This is a genomic window from Flavobacterium columnare NBRC 100251 = ATCC 23463 (assembly GCF_002530675.1).
GTDB lineage: Bacteria > Bacteroidota > Bacteroidia > Flavobacteriales > Flavobacteriaceae > Flavobacterium > Flavobacterium columnare.
Genome location: NZ_PCMX01000041.1, coordinates 32,763 through 51,767, shown reverse-complemented (window position 1 = coordinate 51,767; position 19,005 = coordinate 32,763). Strand labels below are relative to the sequence as shown.

Here is a 19,005-nt window from a genome sequence, read left to right as displayed (position 1 = left end):
TAATTGAGGGAAGTTTACAAGGGAAGTTTACAAATATAAAACATACAAGTATCCAGTAAGTGCTTTTAGAGATATAGAGGAATTAAAAAGAAAGAAAGAAACAAGATAAAGGAAAGAAAATTAAGTGTAGCGTAGCGGAACGTATTTTCTTTCCTTTATCTTATTTTGAACATTGAAATATTGATTATAAAAATGATTTTACACACTTTTTAATACACTACCAAAACACGATTTGATTTGACCATTCATTACTAATTTATCTTTATGATGTTTTTATAATTACGCTTTTCTTTTGTAAAATTCTGTTATGCTATACTTTATTTTATCATAATTAATTTTTTTTGAATAATCCATGAACGGTTTCTCAATGTTTCTATAAGATAAAAAGCTAGTTAAGATGATAATAGGGGTAATTAGAAATATTATAGAACAAAATGTTGAAGGAGACATTTTTTCTACTACCTCTAGACTAAAACCAAAATAAAGCGTTATGAATATAATTATTCCGTGAATTAAATAAGTACTATATGAGATTTCTCCTAAGAATTTTAATGTAGTGTTTTTTAAAACTCCGAACATCTCATTGCCTAAAGCAATTAAGTTAAATACTATTATTATTAAAAGCTTACAGATATAGTTGTCCGAAGTATGAAAAAGTAAAATTAATCCCAAACATAATAAAATTATTATACTGTAAAAATTTGAATTAAAATTAATTTTTTTTGTATTATACTTAATGATAAAAGGAGGAATTATACCTCCTAAAAAAGAAAGTAGATGAGGAATACTTGATCCATAAATTTTAAAAAAACAAAGAATGAAAAAAAGGCTAATTACAGTATAAAAAAAGGATGTTTTCTTTTTGAAAATTAAAATAGAGATAATAGGCAAGCTGAAATAAAAGAGCCATTCATAAGGAAGTGACCATACAACACCTGCATTTATTATATGAGTAAATGATAAATCATTTATGGTTGGACTACTTAAAATGGTAAAAGTGCCCCATTGCAGCACTTCTTTTAAAAGTTTAAAAGGAGTAACATTGAGTTGCCAATCACTAATTATAAATACAATTGATATTAGTAAAAATATTGAAACAAGATACATAGGTACTAACCTAAAAAATCTTGATATAAATATAATAGGCCAATTAATTTTTTGATTTTCAGAGTTCAATAACTTGGTTATAAACAAAAAAGAAGTAATCATAAAAAAAAGAGAAACACTTGTTTGCCCTAATTGATTATATAAGTTTGATTTAGGAGCTACCCAAGATTTGATTTGTAAATATTGGAACCATATAGAGGCATGGTGAATAAAAACACCTATAGCAAGAAAACCTCTTATTCCATCTATTGTTTCATATCTTGTGTTGTTATTTATTATTTTAAATTTTAAATTTATAATATAGGCTGTTGTAAAAGCAATAAATAAAATTATAATTGCAAAGAAAGGATTTAAAGGATTCATTTTAGCAGTAGGTGGATTTAAGAAATATGATTTGTTTAGATTTAAGTAGGTTTATGTTTAGGAATAAATAATTAAAAATGTTTATCAAAGTATAGTATAAAGCATCATCTGATTTCTATTAGAACTGCCAGTACTCTATAGTTTTTTGACTAATACATAAAGATAAAAAAGGAATAAAAACAGAAATAATTTTTAAAATAAATATGATTATAGTCAAGATAGCATAAACAATAAGGTTATAAAAATAAAACATTATATTTTGAAATAATCATTATTTCGAATAGCATTTTTCAATGCGTCTGTATTTTTTATTTCTATTTTTGATTGAAAAGCGTTTAAATGTTTGTTGTGATGAACATCACTTCCTACGAAATCAATTAGCCCTTCTTTTAGTAGTTGATCTGCTACGTTTTTTACTTCTTTACCATAATAGCCAACAGTGGATAATAAATTTAATTGAAACTTGCATCCAGCGTTTTTCAACTTTTTATAAGAATCAAATTGCTGATGGTAGAATAAGTAACGCTCAGGATGTGCTAATATAGGAGTATATCCCGCTACTTGTAAATCAAACAAAATGTCAAACAAGTTAATAGGAGCATTTAGATAAGACATTTCCACCAAAACATATTGATCTTTTAAGGTGTGAATTTCCTTTTTTTTGAAGAGAGAGACAAAATGATCATCCATTAAATATTCTGATGCGAAATTCATAGAGACAGATACCTCTCTTTTATTCAATTCATTACTGGTATTGTGGTAATTCATTGCTATAGATTCATACGTATTGTCATAATACCCTGAAAAGGTGTGCGGTGTTGCCATGAACTGTATAAAACCATAATCAGATAAAGTAGTTATCAAATGTATAGTATCTTCTATGTTTTTAGCTCCATCATCAATTCCTGGTAAAATATGGGAATGTAGATCAATAAATTGGTTTTCTGTAAATTCTCTTAAATAAGGTTTTGATTTAGTAAAAAACAGCATAGATATTTTGTATTTCTTTATATTCAACAAATGTATGGAATTAGAGAATCTTTACACAATGATAATTTTTCTTTTTATTGTATTTAATAGTATATTTTACTAAGTTGCGTCTTTAACTAAGAAAAAATGAATATTTCTCAAGAAGATAAATGGGATCAAATTATTACAGCAAAATATTCGCTTTTTGATTTGAATTTAAAAGAGGTTTGGAAATATAGGGATTTGTTGATAATGTTTGTAAAACGTGATATTATTACGGTTTATAAACAAACTATTTTAGGCCCCTTATGGTATTTTATTCAACCATTATTTACAGCAATAACTTTTACTATAATTTTTAATAAAGTAGCAGGTATTGAAACAGGGGAAGTACCTTCTTTTCTTTTTAATTTGGCAGGAATAATAGTTTGGAATTATTTTACCGCATGTTTAAATGAAACCGCTGACACTTTTAAAAAAAACGCAAACATTTTTGGTAAAGTATATTTTCCTAGAATAATAATGCCTTTATCAACAGTAATAACCAATTTAGTGAAATTAGGCATTCAATTAATTATATTTATTGGTTTTTATTGGTTTTATTGGTTTTTAGGAATGAAAAATATAATAAGTTTTAATGTGATCTTTTTTCCTTTTCTTATAGTTCTTATGGGGCTTTTAGGACTAGGATTAGGGATGATAATATCTTCGTTAGTAACTAAATATAGAGATCTGTCGTTTTTGATAGTGTTTGGTGTTCAATTGTTAATGTATATATCTGCTGTAGTATATCCAATGGAACTAGTAAGCCAAAAATTGCCCAAATATGGTTGGCTTGTAGAATATAATCCATTAGCTTATATTGTTGAAACGTCAAGGTTTATTCTTCTTAATCAAGGGGAAATTTCATTTTATGGTTTAGTCTATACAATCTTTACAACAATAATGATTTTTATAGTAGGATTAGTGATTTTTAATAAAACAGAAAAAAGTTTTATCGATACAGTTTAAAAATGAAGAAAAAAGATATAATATTACGTGTCGAAAACATTTCTAAGCAATATCGTTTGGGGGTTATAGGAACAGGTACCTTAAGTCATGATATTAATCGTTGGTGGCATAAAATAAGAGGAAAAGAAGATCCTTATTTAAAAGTTGGAGAATCAAATGATAGAACAATTAAAGGGAAAAGTGATTATGTTTGGGCGTTAAAAGATATTAATTTTGAGGTAGAGAGAGGAGAAGTATTAGGGATAATTGGTAAAAATGGAGCAGGAAAATCTACTCTTTTAAAGATTTTGTCTAAAGTTACAACACCTTCAACCGGAGTTATTAAATCGAGAGGAAGAATCGCATCTTTGTTAGAAGTTGGAACAGGATTTAATCCAGAACTTACGGGACGTGAAAATATTTATTTAAATGGAGCTATTTTAGGAATGACCAAAGCAGAAATCAATTCTAAAATAGACCAGATCATTGATTTTAGTGGATGTGAACGTTATATAGATACTCCTACTAAGCGCTATAGTAGTGGGATGACCGTTCGGTTAGCCTTTGCTGTGGCAGCTTTTTTAGAACCTGAAATTCTAATTATAGATGAGGTGTTAGCTGTAGGAGATGCAGAGTTTCAAAAGAAAGCTATTGGAAAAATGCAAGATATTTCTAAAGGAGAAGGGAGAACGGTTCTTTTTGTTAGTCATGATATGTCTACGATTAAAAAACTTTGTAAAAAAGTTATTTTATTAGAACATGGAACTATTAAAATGATCGGAGATACGGATTTTATTATATCCGAATACTTAAAAGTAACACATAATTCTCATATAAATTTTCCATTGGAGACGTTTGACGAAAATTTAGTCGTAATAGATTCTTACGTTGCCAATGAATCTTTCGAAAGTGTTGATTTGGTAGGTTTTAATAGAGATGTTAAAGTTGTAATGTGTTTAGAATCAAAAGGATTTAGAGGTTCTTTGATTGTAGAATATAAAATTTATAATTATGAAGATAAAATTTTGACTACAGGCTCAACTTACCTTATGGCAGAAGAAGTGAAGATTCAAGAAGATGGTTTTTTTCAAATTGTTTGTAATTTTTCAAATATTAATTATGTGCCAAGTAAGTATTTTATTTCTATTATTGTTATGGATGCAATTGTTGAATCTAAATGCGTGATATTAGACAAACTGTTGTACTTTGAAGTAATAAAGAGTGAAGAATATCAGATAAAAAAAGAGTTTAAGTCCAGACTTCATGGAGTGCATATTCTGCCACAGTACTGGTCTATTCAAAAACTGTAATTCAAATAGAATGAAAACGAAAATATTACTTTTTTCTCCTATTAGAAAGCCAAATGAAATCGTTAGACTTCATCTCCGCTCATTGTTAGATTTAGAGATTGCTGATTTTGAATTTACTTTTTCTTTCTTTGATGACAACCTTGATCCTCAAAGTACTTTTATATTAAATGAATTTGTATCTAAACAAGATAATGCTTTGTTATTGAATGCTGTTTTTGGTCTAGAACCAGATACTAAAGATAGGAAAGAACGTTGGGAATTAGATTTATACGATCGAATTACTTTGATAAAAGATAGCGCGATTCGATATTTTTTAAATCAAGATTATGATTATTTATTTTTTGTGGATGCTGATTTAGTCCTGCATCCAAAAACAATTATTAATTTATTTCAAGCTAAAAAAGATTTTGTTGCAGAGATATTTTGGACACATTTTTCGTACGCAGCTTCTTATATGCCTAATTGTTGGGATAAAGAGGGGAATTCGTTAGAACGTATGATGACGTATATAATACCAGGAACTTATGAAGTAGGTTTTACAGGGGCTTGTACTTTATTGACTCGAAAAATATTAGAATCAGGTGTTCGATTCCAACCTATAAAAAATATGACTTGGTTAGGAGAAGACAAACATTTTTGTACACGTGCAGCAGTAATGGATTTTGATATTTTTGTAAATACAGAATCTCCTGCATTTCATATTTACAGTACTACATTGGTTTCTCAAGCAAAGGAATTTATTGATTCAGGATATTCTTTGGCTTATTTACAAGTTTGGTTGGATGATGTTTGGGTTGAAAAAATTAAAATGTGGCAAAAGTTAACAACCTATAAGAAGCCATTAAGTGAAAAGATTAAAAAATATATTAAAAGATGGATAAAATACAATAATTAATCTTTTCTATATCTCTAGCTTAGTTTGTAATACTTATTTGATTGCTTCTTAATAAAATAAATTTGTATAAAGAGATATGTTATTGACTGTTTTTGAAAGTGAGAAAGTAGAAATCTCTTCGTATTTTATCATATTTTTATATTTAAATTGATGATAAGTTAAGCTATTCCTTTTTAATCAAATTTTTAGCTTTTGAATGAGATTATTTTAATAACATATTTTTTAAATTTCAATAGAGTCACTGTTTTTCAAGATATAGAATTTTGAAGTATTTGCATTTGTTTAAAAATATGAATGAAGATTTGAAATTTTCAATAGGCTATTAATTATTTGTTTTAAAATAATTGTAAAATAAAAAAGAAGGAAATATTTAGGTAGAAAACTTAGATTTGTTCAGAAAAATTGATAAAATATAAGTATTCTTGTAACGAATAAAAAAAAGTGATGAAAATTTTAATTTGTTTTGGGACTAGGCCAGAAGCTATTAAAATGGCACCTTTATATCATGTGTTAAAAGAAGAAGCGTTTGATGTAAAAGTATGTGTAACGGCACAACATAGACAAATGTTAGATCAAGTGTTAGATTTTTTTGAAATTATACCTGACTATGATTTAAATTTGATGTCACCTAACCAAAGTTTGAATCAATTATGTGCCAAAATATTATTACATATTGATCCTGTTTTAGATGAAGTGAAACCTGATTTGGTGTTAGTACATGGAGATACAACAACTTCCTCAATAGTGGCATTAGCGGCTTTTCATAAACAAATTAAAATAGGACATGTGGAAGCTGGGTTAAGAACTTTTCATAAATATTTTCCATTTCCAGAGGAATTGAATAGACAATTAACGGCTAAGCTTGCGGATTATCATTTTGCTCCTACTTCTCAATCGGTTTCAAATTTACAACGAGAACTTATTAACCCAGAAGCTGTTTTTGAAGTAGGTAATACTGTAATTGATGCTTTGAAGTGGGCGGTAAATAAAATCAAAATAGGATATGAAAATGAGGCTATATCTAAACTAAAAGAGCAATTAGATCCTACTAAGAAAATGATATTAGTTACTGGGCATAGAAGGGAAAATTTTGGTAAAGGATTAGTTCAGATTTGCGAAGCATTACTCACCTTAGCAAAAAGGGCAGATGTTCAAATTGTATATCCAGTTCATCTAAATCCAAAAGTTCTAGTTCCTGTAACATCTTTATTAGAAAAAAAAGAAAATATTCTACTAATTGAACCTGCGGAATACCCATTGTTTATTTGGTTAATGGAACAATCTTTTATGATAATTTCAGACTCAGGAGGTATACAAGAAGAAGCTCCTACTTTGGGAAAGCCTGTTCTAGTTACTCGAACTTTTACAGAACGAACAGAAGGTGTTAAGGCGGGAATTTCATTTTTAGTAGGAACAAACAAAAAATTAATTGTTGAAAAAGCAATTGAATTATTGGATAAATTTCAAGGAGAGGTTTTACCTGTGAATCCTTATGGAGATGGAACTACATCAAGTAAAATACTAAAAGAATTACAAAAAATAGAAAATAAAAATAAATCTTCTTTTTTAAAGGAATAAAAATCTTATGAGTAATTCATTTTTATTTCTATTTTTAGAGTTTTAAAGTAAATAATAAGTCAAAATAAAACAATAAATGACACATATTTTAATTACCGGAGGAGCAGGAAATGTAGGGAGTGCTTTAGCAAGTAAACTAGCAGAAGACAACTCAAATTATATAGTTATTATAGATAACTTATCTACGGGTTCATTGCATAAAATTCCACAAAAAGAAAATGTGAAGTTTATTAAAGCCAATTGTAATATATACAACGATATCGTACCCATTTTTGGACGATATAATTTTAATTATGTTTTTCATTATGCAGCTGTAGTAGGGGTAAAACGCACATTAGCTAATCCAATTTCTGTTCTAGAAGATATTGAAGGAATTAAAAATATTTTGAGTTTGTCTAAAAATTCAGGTGTTGAGCGTGTATTTTTTTCAAGCTCTTCAGAGGTATATGGAGAACCTTTTGAAATTCCTCAAAATGAAAAAACTACACCATTAAACTCAAGATTACCTTATGCTATTGTAAAAAATGTAGGGGAAGCCTTTTTTAAGTCCTATCAACAAGAATACGGGTTAAATTATACTATTTTTAGATTTTTTAACACCTATGGACCTAATCAGAGCGAAGATTTTGTAATTACCCGATTTGTCAAAGCCGCATTAAAGAATGAACCCATTTATATCTATGGAGACGGAATGCAAACCCGTTCTTTTTGTTATGTAGATGATAATATTACAACTTGCGTAAAAATATTAAATGAAGGACTTTGTATGAACGATGTCATTAATATTGGAAGTCATAAAGAACAAACAATTTTGTCTTTAGCAGAAGAAATTATTAAGCATACACAATCTTCAAGTAAAATAGTATTCTTACCCGCTCTGCCAGAAGGAGATATGGCCAGAAGATGTCCCGATAATTCAAAAATGCTTTCCATATTAAATAAAGATTTGATAACTTTAGAGGAAGGGATAGCTAAATTGACAGCCTTTTATAAAAAACCTAATTAATATGCGTTTAGGAGATAATCCCACAAAAATAGGGAAACTGGTGGAACGAACTGCTTGTGATCATCGTGTCATAATTCCTTTACATATTCCACATGAAGAAGACTATTACAAAGATGCTTTTCGAATATTTGAAATTTGTTTACATTCCGTTCGTAAAACAGCTTATTCACCTTTAAAGATTTCAGTGATAAGCAATGGCAGTTCAGTACTAATTAATCAGCGTTTAAGTATTTTATATTCCAAAGGATCTATAGATGAATTAATAATAGAAAGAGAAGGAATTGGCAAAATAAACAGTATTTTGAAAGCTTTACGAACAACAGAAGAACGATTGATTACTATTACCGATGCTGATGTATTGTTTCAAAACAGATGGGAAGAACAAGTAGTAAAAATATTTGAATCTTTCCCAAAAGCAGGGGCCGTTAGTCCAGTTCCTGTTTTTAGAAAGCATTTTGAACTTACCCATAATATTTGGTTTGATTATTTTTTTAGTTCAAAATTACAATTTGAATCCGTGACTAACGAAGAGGAATTGGAAATGTTTGCCAAAAGTTTAGGATGGTTATGGCTAGAACCCACATGGAAAGATACCATTCTAAAATTACATGCTACCAATGGAGTAAAAGCAGTAGTAGGATGTCCTCATTTTTGCGCTACCTACAAACGCGAAGTATTTCAAAATTTACCCAAAGAAAACAGTATTTACAAAATTTTGGGAGATAGTGAGTATAAATATACAGACTTACCCGTTTTAAAAAATGATGGGTATCGTTTATCAACTGATGACAATTTTGCTTTTCACTTAGGAAATATATATGAGCCATGGATGCAAAAACGTTTTGACTCATTATATCAAGAAGTTATCAGGTATCGTTCTTATACCCACTTACCAATGCTTAAAAGAACTAGAATAGCTTTTTATTTGAAACAAATTTTGTTTAAACGAATTTTAAAAAAGACAAGAGTTACCCGATATATACTACAAAAAAAAGGATTAACCCGAGAACAAATATTTAATTTTATTGGGAAATGATTATGATTAACGAATTAAAAAAACTATACAAAAAAATCTTTGTTAAAGAATTACCCATGTACCAAAGAATTGATGGTTTTTGGGTACAATATGTAAATAAAAAGAGTATAGAAAACCGATTTGAATTTTTCAAGCAAATATGTGATGGAAAAGATATAATTCATTTCGGATGTAATGATTGGCCCATTTTTAAACCAGAATATAATTTACATATTTTTCTGTCAAAAGTAACTCGATCTATTCATGGTTTTGATGTAGATGTAGAAGGACTTGAGCATTTAAAAGCTCACGTAGATCAACCCTATTTTTCTAATTTTAACGATTTAAAAGAGAATCGTTACGATATATGTATAGTTCCAGAAACTATTGAACATGTAGATAATGTTAGAACTTTTTTAGAAGGAATAGAAAGTGTAAACGCTCAAACGTTTTACATTACCGCACCAAATTGTTTTTCTAAGCGTCATATAAAACGCAACCATTACGAAGATGATTCGTTTATAGAAATAGTTCACCCAGATCATAATTATTGGTTCAGTCCATTTACCTTGAAGAATGTAATAGAAAAATATACCTCACTTAAAGTAGAAGAAATTCTTCTTTTAGAGGGAGATACTATGGTATGCTGTAGAGCAGTAAAAACGAATGCATAAAGTTAAACAAATACTGAAATTAATTCAAGGCTATTTACACTTTATACACTTAACACGAAAGTTAAATTCTGTATGGAATGAAGTAGAAATAGTGTTCTTTTTTCCGTATTACCATACTGGAGGAGCTGAGCGTGTTCATTCTTCTATTGTAGCTGCTCTTGCACAAAAAAAAATATTAGTCATTTTTACTAAAGCATCAGCAACAAAAGCTTTATTACCATCTTTTAGTTCCTATGCACATTATGTAGAATTGAATTCTATTTTAAATAAAAGAAATGTTCGACTGAATTTGATTTTGAATAAATATTTGTTAAAAAAAATAAATACCAGTACCTCACTTAAAAAAGTATTTGGGGCTAATTCCGACTATTTTTATGAACTTTTACCATCAATTTCAACTCATATTAAGCGATTGGACTTGTTCCATGCCTTTAGTTATGATGATTATAGAGCGTCATTAGTTGTAGAGTCTGCTCCGTATATAGATCATAGAATTGTCATTAATCAAGAGGCATTGAACACGGTATTATGTTATTATAAAATTGCTGGAGTAGATTCATTACAAGAGCGTATTCAAATTATTTCAAATGGAGTAATTTTACCTAATCCTGATCTTAAAATAAAGAAGGAATTAATTAGAATTGGATTTATAGGAAGATGGTCAGAAGAAAAAAGACCTGAGATTTTTTTAAAAACAGCTCAAAATGTTCGTCAACAGTTTCCAGAAGTACAATTTTTTATGGCAGGAAGCGGAACTATATCAAATCAAAAAATCATAGAAAGTCATGGTGTTGTCCTATTAGGAGATATACACGATACCAAAATTTTAAATGATGTTTATGCTTCCACCTCAATTTTAGTATTGACTTCTGTTTATGAAGGTTTTCCGATGGTTTTTATGGAAGGGATGAGTTTTGGTTGTATTCCTGTCACCACAAATGTTGGGGGTGTTGATTCTCATATTAAAAATGGTATTACGGGATATTTAATAGATGAATTAGAAGAAGATAAAATTATAGCAAATTTAGTTACACATTTATGTCATTTAATTAAGCAGCCTTCATTAATACAAGAATTAAGTAATAATTGTAGAAAATATGCGCGGGCTCATTTTTCAATTCAACAATTTAATGAGGCTTATCAAAAACTTTTAAATTAGTCGGATGAAAATACTTTTAGTCGCCATACCCAATCATCATTTTTTTCAATGGACTAATCAATTGAAAGAAACAGGCTATGAAGTACATTGGTTTGATATTACAGATGGTGCAGGGTTTTCGGATAAAATTAGTTGGGTAAAACAATATCCAGGTTGGAAAATGAAATGGAACTATCCATTTCGACAAAAAATTAAAAAATATTTGCCAAGTTTTTATTTCACCATTCAAAAAAAAAATGAGCGATCGGTAACTACTATTTTTTCGCAGCTAATCAATAAAATACAACCTGATATTATTCATGTATTTGAAATGCAATTAGCAGGGCATCCTGTCTTTTCCGTATTAAAAAAAAACAAGACCATTCCTTTAGTATATTCCTCATGGGGGAGTGATTTATTTCAATACGAACGTCTAGGACTTGACACTTCTTTTGTACAACAATTTTTAAATAGAGTAGATTATTTAATAACAGATTGTGGTAGAGACTATGGAAAAGCGTTACAACTAGGTTTTAAATCCAATTTTTTAGGTATTTATCCAGGTAATGGAGGAATTGACTATCCTAAAGAATCCATCTTGGCTGTTGAAAATAGAACAACTATAATGGTAAAAGGATATGAAGATGGAGTAGGGAAAGCCCTAGTTATATTGAAATCTATAGAAAAATACATTCCAACTCTATTCAAAAAATATGATTTGTTAGTATACAGTGCAGATGCTGTTGTTGTAAATTATTTGCAGTCAAAACCGTTATTTAATCAAGAAAAAGTGCAAATTTTCGCTAGGAAAAAATATATACCCAATGCCATTTTGTTAGATTATATGGGCAAAAGTGCACTACATTTAGCCAATAGTTTGTCTGATGGTATGCCCAATGCCCTTCTAGAAGCAATGGGAATGGGAGCTTTTCCCATACAGTCAAACCCAGGAGGTGTAACAGAAGAAGTGATTCAAAATGGACATAATGGATTTTTAATTCAAGATCCAAAAAATGAGCAAGAAATAGCTAATTTAATTTTACAAGCATTACAAGATCTTCAGTTGCGTAAAAAAGCCCAAGAAATAAATATAGTCAATGCTAATTACCATTATGATAGAGTCTTTCTTAAGTCAAAAATAGTAGATTTGTATCTTCAAATATCAAATGAATGGAGTTCTCGTACCTCATAGTAACACATAATCGTACTGATGATCTAAGCAAAACGTTATCAATTCTAAAACAAGCCATTGATCTAAAAAATGACGAAGTTTTAGTTTATATTGATGCTTGTCCTGAAACAGAAACGTTAAAAGAAGAATTTTCATGGGTAAAGTGGTACTCTGGTAAAACACGAATATCAGCTTCACCTGCCAGAGCTTTTTTATACCCTCATGCCATGGGTAAATATTTAATTGGATTAGATGATGACGCTCATTTGATTTCAACGAATTACAAGGAACAAATACGAGCTTTGTTTACAACTTCAGTTATTGGAATATTGGCGTTTAAGGAAGTAAAAGGGATCTTTAAAACGGATCAAGCTGCCCTAGATTCCTATCAAGAACCTGTTCAATGGTACGAAACAAATGAATTTATAGGATGCGGATTTGCCATAAAAAAATCAGTTTATGAAAAAACAAAAGGATTTCCTGTATGGATCGATATTTATGGAGAAGAAACCTGTCTCTCCTTAGAAGTATTAAATTTAGGTTATGAAATATGGTATACCAATCAAATCATAGTAAATCATCGGGTAGATCTTATTAAGAGAAAAAAACAAGGAAAGAATTATTACCGTTTTCAAAAGCAATTGCAAAACACCTTTTTTATTTTTTTAAACTATTATCGGAAGCCTTTACTTCCCATATTGAAGTTTTTGTTTCATAATCTTAAAAAGTATGGTCTTAAAGATGCGACTTATTTGAAGTTGTATGTTCAAGCATTAAATCATATTTTTGTTCATTATAGAGAGAAAAAAAAATTTAGAAAGCCCGTTGCTGACACTCTTTTACAAAAAGTTAGAACACTCCAATCTTTATCTTATTAGTTTATGTTGTTTAATTCTATAGATTTTTCTTTATTTTTTTTACTCATATTTATTTTGTATTGGTTCTTTGCTTCAAAAAGTTTAAAGTGGCAAAATTTATTGTTATTAGTGGCCAGTTATTATTTTTATTCTCGTTGGGATTGGCGTTTTCTTTTTTTACTTGTATTTTCTACTCTTTTGGATTATTATTCTGCAATCCAAATTGAAAGAAGTAATTCGAAAAGGAGGAGAAAGTTTTGGTTTTGGTTGAGTATTGGTATTAATCTTGGTTTTCTAGGTGTATTCAAGTATTTTAATTTTTTTTCCAGTTCTTTTTCTGATTTGTTTCGAGCCTTTGGAATTCAGATTAACAGTTGGTCTTTAAATATAATTTTACCTGTTGGTATTTCCTTTTACACTTTTCACGGACTTTCTTATGTAATTGATGTGTATAAAAGAAGAATTTCTGCGGAGAAAAATTTTGTTGCCTATTCCGTTTTTGTATCTTATTTTCCACTTTTGGTTGCTGGACCAATTGAGCGAGCTACCCATTTATTACCTCAAATAAAAAAAGAACGTAAGTTTGGTTATGCGCAAGCTGTAGATGGTTTGCGGCAAATTCTATGGGGTTTATTTAAAAAGATTGTAATCGCAGATAATTGTGCTGAGTATGCTAATTTAATCTTTAATAATTCTGAGATCTATTCGGGGAGTACACTAGTTATGGGCGCATTATTTTTTACGTTTCAAATTTATGGTGATTTTTCAGGCTATTCGGATATTGCTCTAGGAACTTCAAGATTATTTGGTATTGAATTGTTAAAGAATTTTTCATTTCCCTATTTTTCAAGAGATATAGCCGAGTTTTGGCGTCGTTGGCATATCTCCTTGTCGTCTTGGTTTAAAGATTATTTGTACATACCATTAGGGGGAAGTAAAGGAGGAAAATGGATGCAAATTCGCAATACTTTTGCCATATTTTTAGTTAGTGGATTTTGGCATGGTGCTAATTGGACCTTTATTATTTGGGGATTGTTAAATGCCATTTACTTTTTACCCTTGTTGTTGTCTAATAAAAATAGAAATAATATTAACATAGTAGCAGAAGAGGGTACTCTCCCTTCCATTAGAGAGTTTTTAGCTATGGCAGTTACTTTTATGTTAACCGTTTTTGCTTGGATATTTTTTAGGGCTAATAATTTAACACACGCTCTTCAATACATAAGATCTATATTTACCAGACAATTGTTGAGCCTTCCAGAGGTAAGACCAAAAAATATGATAGTACTTATTTTTGTTTTTATGACTATAGAGTGGATTGGAAGGAAAAATGATTATGCTCTAGCTACTTTTGGATTCAATTGGTCTAAAGCTTTTCGTTGGTCATTTTATATGGTTTTGTTAATCGCTATTTTTATTTTAGGAACCAAAGAACAAAAATTTATTTATTTTCAATTTTAGCATGAAAAAGTTTTTACGTAAGTTGTTTCTATTTGCAGCTGTTTTTTTTATAATTGACAAGCTTTTTTATGTATTTATCCATCTGTCGCCTAACTATCAAGTAGATAACCGAATTGAATTACTCCTACAAGGGAAAATTAATAAAGATATTATTGTTTTAGGATCTTCACGTGGTGCAATGAATATCATTGCAAGTCAAATAGAAAAAGAAACAGGACAATCGGCTTATAATATTGCTTTTCCAGGTTCAGACGTAGAGTTCCATAATTTTATTTTAAAAACATTATTAAAGTATAATAAGAAGCCTAAAACTATCATTTTTTCAGTCGATGAGCCATTTGAGTTAATTCCAACAACTTCTATAACGTATCGTTTGGATAGATTGTATCCATTAGTGAAATATAACTACATAAATCAAGAATTAATTAATAGAGGAGATCGTAATTTTACATCTTGGTTCATGTGTTTGTCGCGACTGAATAAAACTAATTTTACTTTAGAACGTAAGCCCACAAAATTTGATTCCATACTTCCTTGTGGTTCTATGCCAGTTAATTTTAAAAATCCTAAGCTCATAATGAAATATAAATATGAAATTAGCCCCTATTCCATTGCTAGAGAATCATTAATTAAAAATACAGCTTATCAATCTATCCTAAAACAATGTGTGGTTAATAATATTCAAGTAGTTTTTGTCTTTTCACCCAATTTTGCAGCACATAGTAGCGCTTTTGAAAATAGAATACGTGATTTGGCTCTTAATAATTCTAAGTTTTTTGTTTACGATACAACAAATTCTGTTTATCAAAACAAATTGTATTTTTACGATGAATCGCATTTGAATAAGATGGGAGCCACTATTTTTACAAGGGAATTAAGTGGTTTTTTAAATCAGATGTGTAAAAAATAAATTTTAAATATGAAAAAAATAGGCATTATACCTTTACGTAAAGGATCAAAAGGAATCGAAGGAAAAAACAAAAAAAAAATGCTTGGACGGCCTCTCTTTTGTTGGGTGTTAACAGAAGCAATTTTTTCCGAATTAGATAAGATTTTTGTTTTTACAGATGATGAAGAAATACTAGCATTCATCGAAAAAGAATACACTTGGACAAATAAAGTATATCCCCTTTTAAGAAGTGCTGAAAATGCAAACGATACCGCATCAACAGAAAGTGCCATAAAAGAATTAGCAGAAAAAATTAATTACGATTTTGATATATTGTGCTTATTACAAGCAACATCACCATTTACAACATCCAATGATATTAATAAGGTTTTAAATAAACTCAATGAAAATTATGATGCCGCTTTAAGTGTGGTTAAAACACACCGATTCATTTGGTCTAACGAAGGTGAAGCCCAGAATTATGATATATTTAAAAGACCTAGAAGACAAGATTTTGAAGGAGTCTTAATAGAAAATGGCGCAATATATGCCACTACAAAAAAAGAATTTCTGCAATCTAATAATAGAATAAGCGGTAAGATAGCAGTAGTTGAAATGCCAGAAGAATCATTAACAGAAATCGACAGCTTAACAGATTGGGAAATAGTAGAAATGCTTTTAGCTAAAAGACAAAAACAACTAAAAGAACAAAAAAGAATAGATTATTTAGTGCTAGATGTTGATGGAGTCTTTACTGATGGATGTGTATACTACGGAAAAGAAGGCGAATTAATGAAAAAATTTGATATGCGTGATGGAATGGGTTTAGAAATTCTTAGGCAAAATGGCGTTGAGGTTGTTGTAATAACCTCTGAAAATTCCAAACTAGTAGAAGAAAGAATGAAAAAATTACAAATTAAAAATCTTTTTTTAGGAGTAAAAGATAAATTTTCATTATTAAAAGATTTTGTTTTAAATAAAAATACTAGTTTTGGAAATATAGCTTATGTAGGAGATGATGTAAATGATTTAACCTGTATTTGTTCCGTTGGGTGGTCTTTTACGCCACAAAACGCCACGGTAACGCTTAAAAATAATGCAGACATCATTTTAAATCAAAATTCTTCTGAAGGAGCTATCAGAGAAACCTGTGAATGGATAATGAAATACAATAAAAGATATGATATTTAAAAAACCCTATGTAATTGCTGAAATAGGATGTAATCATAAAGGAAAAATAGAAATTGCCAAAGAACTTATAAAAATGGCAAAAGTATATTGTAATGTAGATGCCGTAAAATTTCAAAAACGAAACAACAAAGAACTCCTAACCGAAGAACAATACAATTCACCACATCCCAATCCTATAAATTCTTATGGCGATACTTATGGAGCCCATAGGGAATTTTTAGAATTTGATGTACATCAACATGCCGAATTAAAAAAATATTGCGAAGAATTAGGAATCGTATATTCTACCTCTGTATGGGATACTACATCCGCTAAAGAAATAGCTTCTCTACAACCAGAGTTTATAAAAATACCATCCGCATGTAATAATAATTTTGAAATGCTACAATGGTTGTGTGATAACTACAAAGGAGAAATACATATTTCAACAGGAATGACCACAAAGGATGAGGTAGATTCTTTAGTGAATTATTTTGTAGAAAAAAATAGAAATAAAGATCTTGTATTATATAATTGTACATCAGGATACCCTGTCCCATTTGAAGATGTTTGTCTTTTAGATATTAATTTGTTAATCCAAAAATACGAGGATAAAGTAAAACATATTGGTTTTTCAGGACATCATTTAGGAATTGCTGTAGATATAGCCGCTTTTACTCTAGGAGCAAATGTGATTGAGCGTCATTATACATTAGATAGAACATGGAAAGGAACCGATCATGCAGCATCTTTAGAGCCAGAAGGAATGCGAAAATTAGCAAGAGATCTAAAAGCCGTTCATAAAGCATTGTCTTATAAAGAACAAGACATTTTACCAATAGAACAAATTCAAAGAGATAAATTAAAATTTAAAAAAGCTTAAAAAAGACATTTATGTCACAAAAAAAAATATTTATTCTTCTACCAGATGGGGTTGGTCTGCGAAATTTTGCACTTACAAATTTTAATCAAATAGGAAAAGATTTAGGATTTGAAATTGTATATTGGAACAATACCCCTTTTGATATCAAAAAAGAAATAGGATATGAAGAAATAAAAATTACCAATAATAAATTACATCCATTAACTACTGTTTTTACAAGAGCCAGGAAAAGATCCGAGTTGAATTTATTTGATAAAAAGTTTAAAGAAACAGTATACAATACCTATAATTTCCCACAATCCTATAAAGGATTCAAAAATGCCTTTAAAAGTTTATACGTCGATTTTTTAGTAGCCACTAAATCCAATGAAAAAGGCATAAAAACAATTCGAGAAAAAATAAAAAAATTAGAACGAACAACTGAAAAATACCAATATTCCAAAAAGCAACTACAAGAACAAAAACCCGATTTTGTTTTTTGTACCAATCCTAGACCTACGCAAGCCATAGCACCTATTTTAGCAGCACAGGATTTAGGAATACCTACAGCTAGTTTTATATTTTCTTGGGATAATTTGCCTAAAGCAACAACCTTAATAGAACCAGACTATTATTTTGTTTGGAGCGATTACATGAAAAACGAATTGCTTCAATACTGTCCTTATGTAAAACCAGAACAAGTTTTGGTTACCGGAACACCACAATTTGAAAGCCATTTTGATCCGAGTTTATTGCAATCAAAAGAAGATTTTTATAAGACACATCATTTAGATTTAGAAAAAAAATACATTTGCTTCTCTGGAGATGATATCGTAACATCACCATTGGATCAATATTATTTAGAAGACTTAGCAATATCGGTTAAAGAATTGAACCAACAAGGATATAATCTGGGGATTATATATCGTAAATGCCCTGTAGATTTTACAGATAGATATCAAAAAATATTAGATAAATATAAAGACGTTATCGTTTCCATAGATCCTTTATGGCGTCCCATAGGAAAAACATGGAACGAAATTATGCCAACAAAAGAAGATTTTGCCCTACAAGCAAATATTTGTGAGCACACGGAATTTGTAGGCAACATAGCTTCTTCAATGGTTTTTGATTTTGTTGCGCATAATAATTCATGCTTGTTCTTTGATTACGAGCAGCCACAGCTAAAAAAAGGAATTCGCGATATTGGTCAAAATTATAAATACATTCATTTTCGTTCCATGCCTTCCAAAGAAGCAGCTTTATTTGTACACGACAAAAAAGATTTAACAGCTATTGTAAAAGACATTTTAGATGAGAAGCTATCAAATGTTTCAGAAGGAAAAAAATGGTTTGATATTGTAGTTGGAAAAGAACCAACTTTAGCTTCGGAAAAAATTTGGAATAAAATAAAAACCCTTTTAACAAAGTAGTAAAAAAATATTTTATTAGTAAGTACTTGGAAAAAAAGAGTTTTAAAAAGTAAATACTGTTGGTGATAACTTATTTATTTTTAAATGAATGAAGAAATTTTTAATTTTTGTATTTAA

Annotated in this window: 17 protein-coding genes; 15 read left to right on the top strand and 2 right to left on the bottom strand. The window is 29.4% G+C overall.

The genetic code is table 11. The features are described 5' to 3' along the window. Positions 1-279: 279 nt before the first annotated feature. Together B0A78_RS06695 and B0A78_RS06690 are read right to left on the bottom strand one after the other, a co-directional pair. Positions 280-1,470, bottom strand: a complete 1,191-nt coding sequence (locus tag B0A78_RS06695; RefSeq protein WP_065213336.1) for an acyltransferase family protein — start codon at positions 1,468-1,470, stop codon at positions 280-282. Positions 1,471-1,722: 252 nt separating this feature from the next. Further along, positions 1,723-2,460: a tyrosine-protein phosphatase gene (locus tag B0A78_RS06690; protein ID WP_014166570.1), complete on the bottom strand. Its 738-nt coding sequence runs from the start codon at positions 2,458-2,460 to the stop codon at positions 1,723-1,725. Between the two features lie 126 nt (positions 2,461-2,586). Here B0A78_RS06690 and B0A78_RS06685 point away from each other — a divergent pair, with 126 nt between their 5' ends. The 15 genes from B0A78_RS06685 to B0A78_RS06615 all read left to right on the top strand — a co-directional run bounded on the left by B0A78_RS06685 (position 2,587) and on the right by B0A78_RS06615 (position 18,888). After that, complete coding sequence (locus tag B0A78_RS06685) at positions 2,587-3,450, top strand: ABC transporter permease (protein ID WP_014166571.1); 864 nt, start codon at positions 2,587-2,589, stop codon at positions 3,448-3,450. Positions 3,451-3,452: 2 nt separating this feature from the next. Beyond that, the gene (locus B0A78_RS06680) at positions 3,453-4,739 is read left to right on the top strand and encodes an ABC transporter ATP-binding protein (protein WP_014166572.1); all 1,287 of its coding nucleotides are present in this window, start codon (positions 3,453-3,455) and stop codon (positions 4,737-4,739) included. Positions 4,740-4,749: 10 nt separating this feature from the next. After that, positions 4,750-5,634 (top strand): hypothetical protein, encoded by an 885-nt coding sequence (locus tag B0A78_RS06675; RefSeq protein WP_014166573.1) that lies wholly within the window; start codon positions 4,750-4,752, stop codon positions 5,632-5,634. 444 nt (positions 5,635-6,078) lie between these two features. After that, positions 6,079-7,212: a non-hydrolyzing UDP-N-acetylglucosamine 2-epimerase gene (wecB, locus tag B0A78_RS06670; protein ID WP_014166574.1), complete on the top strand. Its 1,134-nt coding sequence runs from the start codon at positions 6,079-6,081 to the stop codon at positions 7,210-7,212. A gap of 76 nt (positions 7,213-7,288) precedes the next feature. Further along, positions 7,289-8,218, top strand: a complete 930-nt coding sequence (locus B0A78_RS06665) for an NAD-dependent epimerase/dehydratase family protein (RefSeq protein ID WP_014166575.1) — start codon at positions 7,289-7,291, stop codon at positions 8,216-8,218. Position 8,219: 1 nt separating this feature from the next. Beyond that, positions 8,220-9,254 (top strand): glycosyltransferase family A protein, encoded by a 1,035-nt coding sequence (locus B0A78_RS06660; protein ID WP_014166576.1) that lies wholly within the window; start codon positions 8,220-8,222, stop codon positions 9,252-9,254. A gap of 2 nt (positions 9,255-9,256) precedes the next feature. After that, the gene (locus B0A78_RS06655; protein WP_041253290.1) at positions 9,257-9,907 is read left to right on the top strand and encodes a hypothetical protein; all 651 of its coding nucleotides are present in this window, start codon (positions 9,257-9,259) and stop codon (positions 9,905-9,907) included. Beyond that, positions 9,900-11,066: a glycosyltransferase family 4 protein gene (locus tag B0A78_RS06650; protein ID WP_014166578.1), complete on the top strand. Its 1,167-nt coding sequence runs from the start codon at positions 9,900-9,902 to the stop codon at positions 11,064-11,066. Before B0A78_RS06655 ends, B0A78_RS06650 begins: the two co-directional genes overlap by 8 nt. A gap of 4 nt (positions 11,067-11,070) precedes the next feature. Then, positions 11,071-12,237: a glycosyltransferase family 4 protein gene (locus B0A78_RS06645; protein WP_065213333.1), complete on the top strand. Its 1,167-nt coding sequence runs from the start codon at positions 11,071-11,073 to the stop codon at positions 12,235-12,237. Then, complete coding sequence (locus B0A78_RS06640) at positions 12,216-13,094, top strand: glycosyltransferase family 2 protein (protein WP_014166580.1); 879 nt, start codon at positions 12,216-12,218, stop codon at positions 13,092-13,094. Before B0A78_RS06645 ends, B0A78_RS06640 begins: the two co-directional genes overlap by 22 nt. 3 nt (positions 13,095-13,097) lie before the next feature. After that, the gene (locus B0A78_RS06635; protein WP_014166581.1) at positions 13,098-14,534 is read left to right on the top strand and encodes an MBOAT family O-acyltransferase; all 1,437 of its coding nucleotides are present in this window, start codon (positions 13,098-13,100) and stop codon (positions 14,532-14,534) included. 1 nt (position 14,535) lies between these two features. Beyond that, positions 14,536-15,444 carry a hypothetical protein gene (locus tag B0A78_RS06630; protein ID WP_041253291.1) on the top strand — a complete coding sequence of 303 codons (909 nt, stop codon included), beginning with the start codon at positions 14,536-14,538 and terminating at the stop codon, positions 15,442-15,444. A gap of 9 nt (positions 15,445-15,453) precedes the next feature. Then, positions 15,454-16,614: an acylneuraminate cytidylyltransferase gene (locus tag B0A78_RS06625; RefSeq protein ID WP_065213331.1), complete on the top strand. Its 1,161-nt coding sequence runs from the start codon at positions 15,454-15,456 to the stop codon at positions 16,612-16,614. Beyond that, positions 16,604-17,476: an N-acetylneuraminate synthase family protein gene (locus B0A78_RS06620; protein WP_014166582.1), complete on the top strand. Its 873-nt coding sequence runs from the start codon at positions 16,604-16,606 to the stop codon at positions 17,474-17,476. The genes B0A78_RS06625 and B0A78_RS06620 overlap by 11 nt, the downstream gene beginning before the upstream one ends. An 11-nt stretch (positions 17,477-17,487) precedes the next feature. Next, positions 17,488-18,888 carry a UDP-glycosyltransferase gene (locus tag B0A78_RS06615; RefSeq protein WP_065213330.1) on the top strand — a complete coding sequence of 467 codons (1,401 nt, stop codon included), beginning with the start codon at positions 17,488-17,490 and terminating at the stop codon, positions 18,886-18,888. The last annotated feature ends 117 nt before the right edge of the window (positions 18,889-19,005 follow it).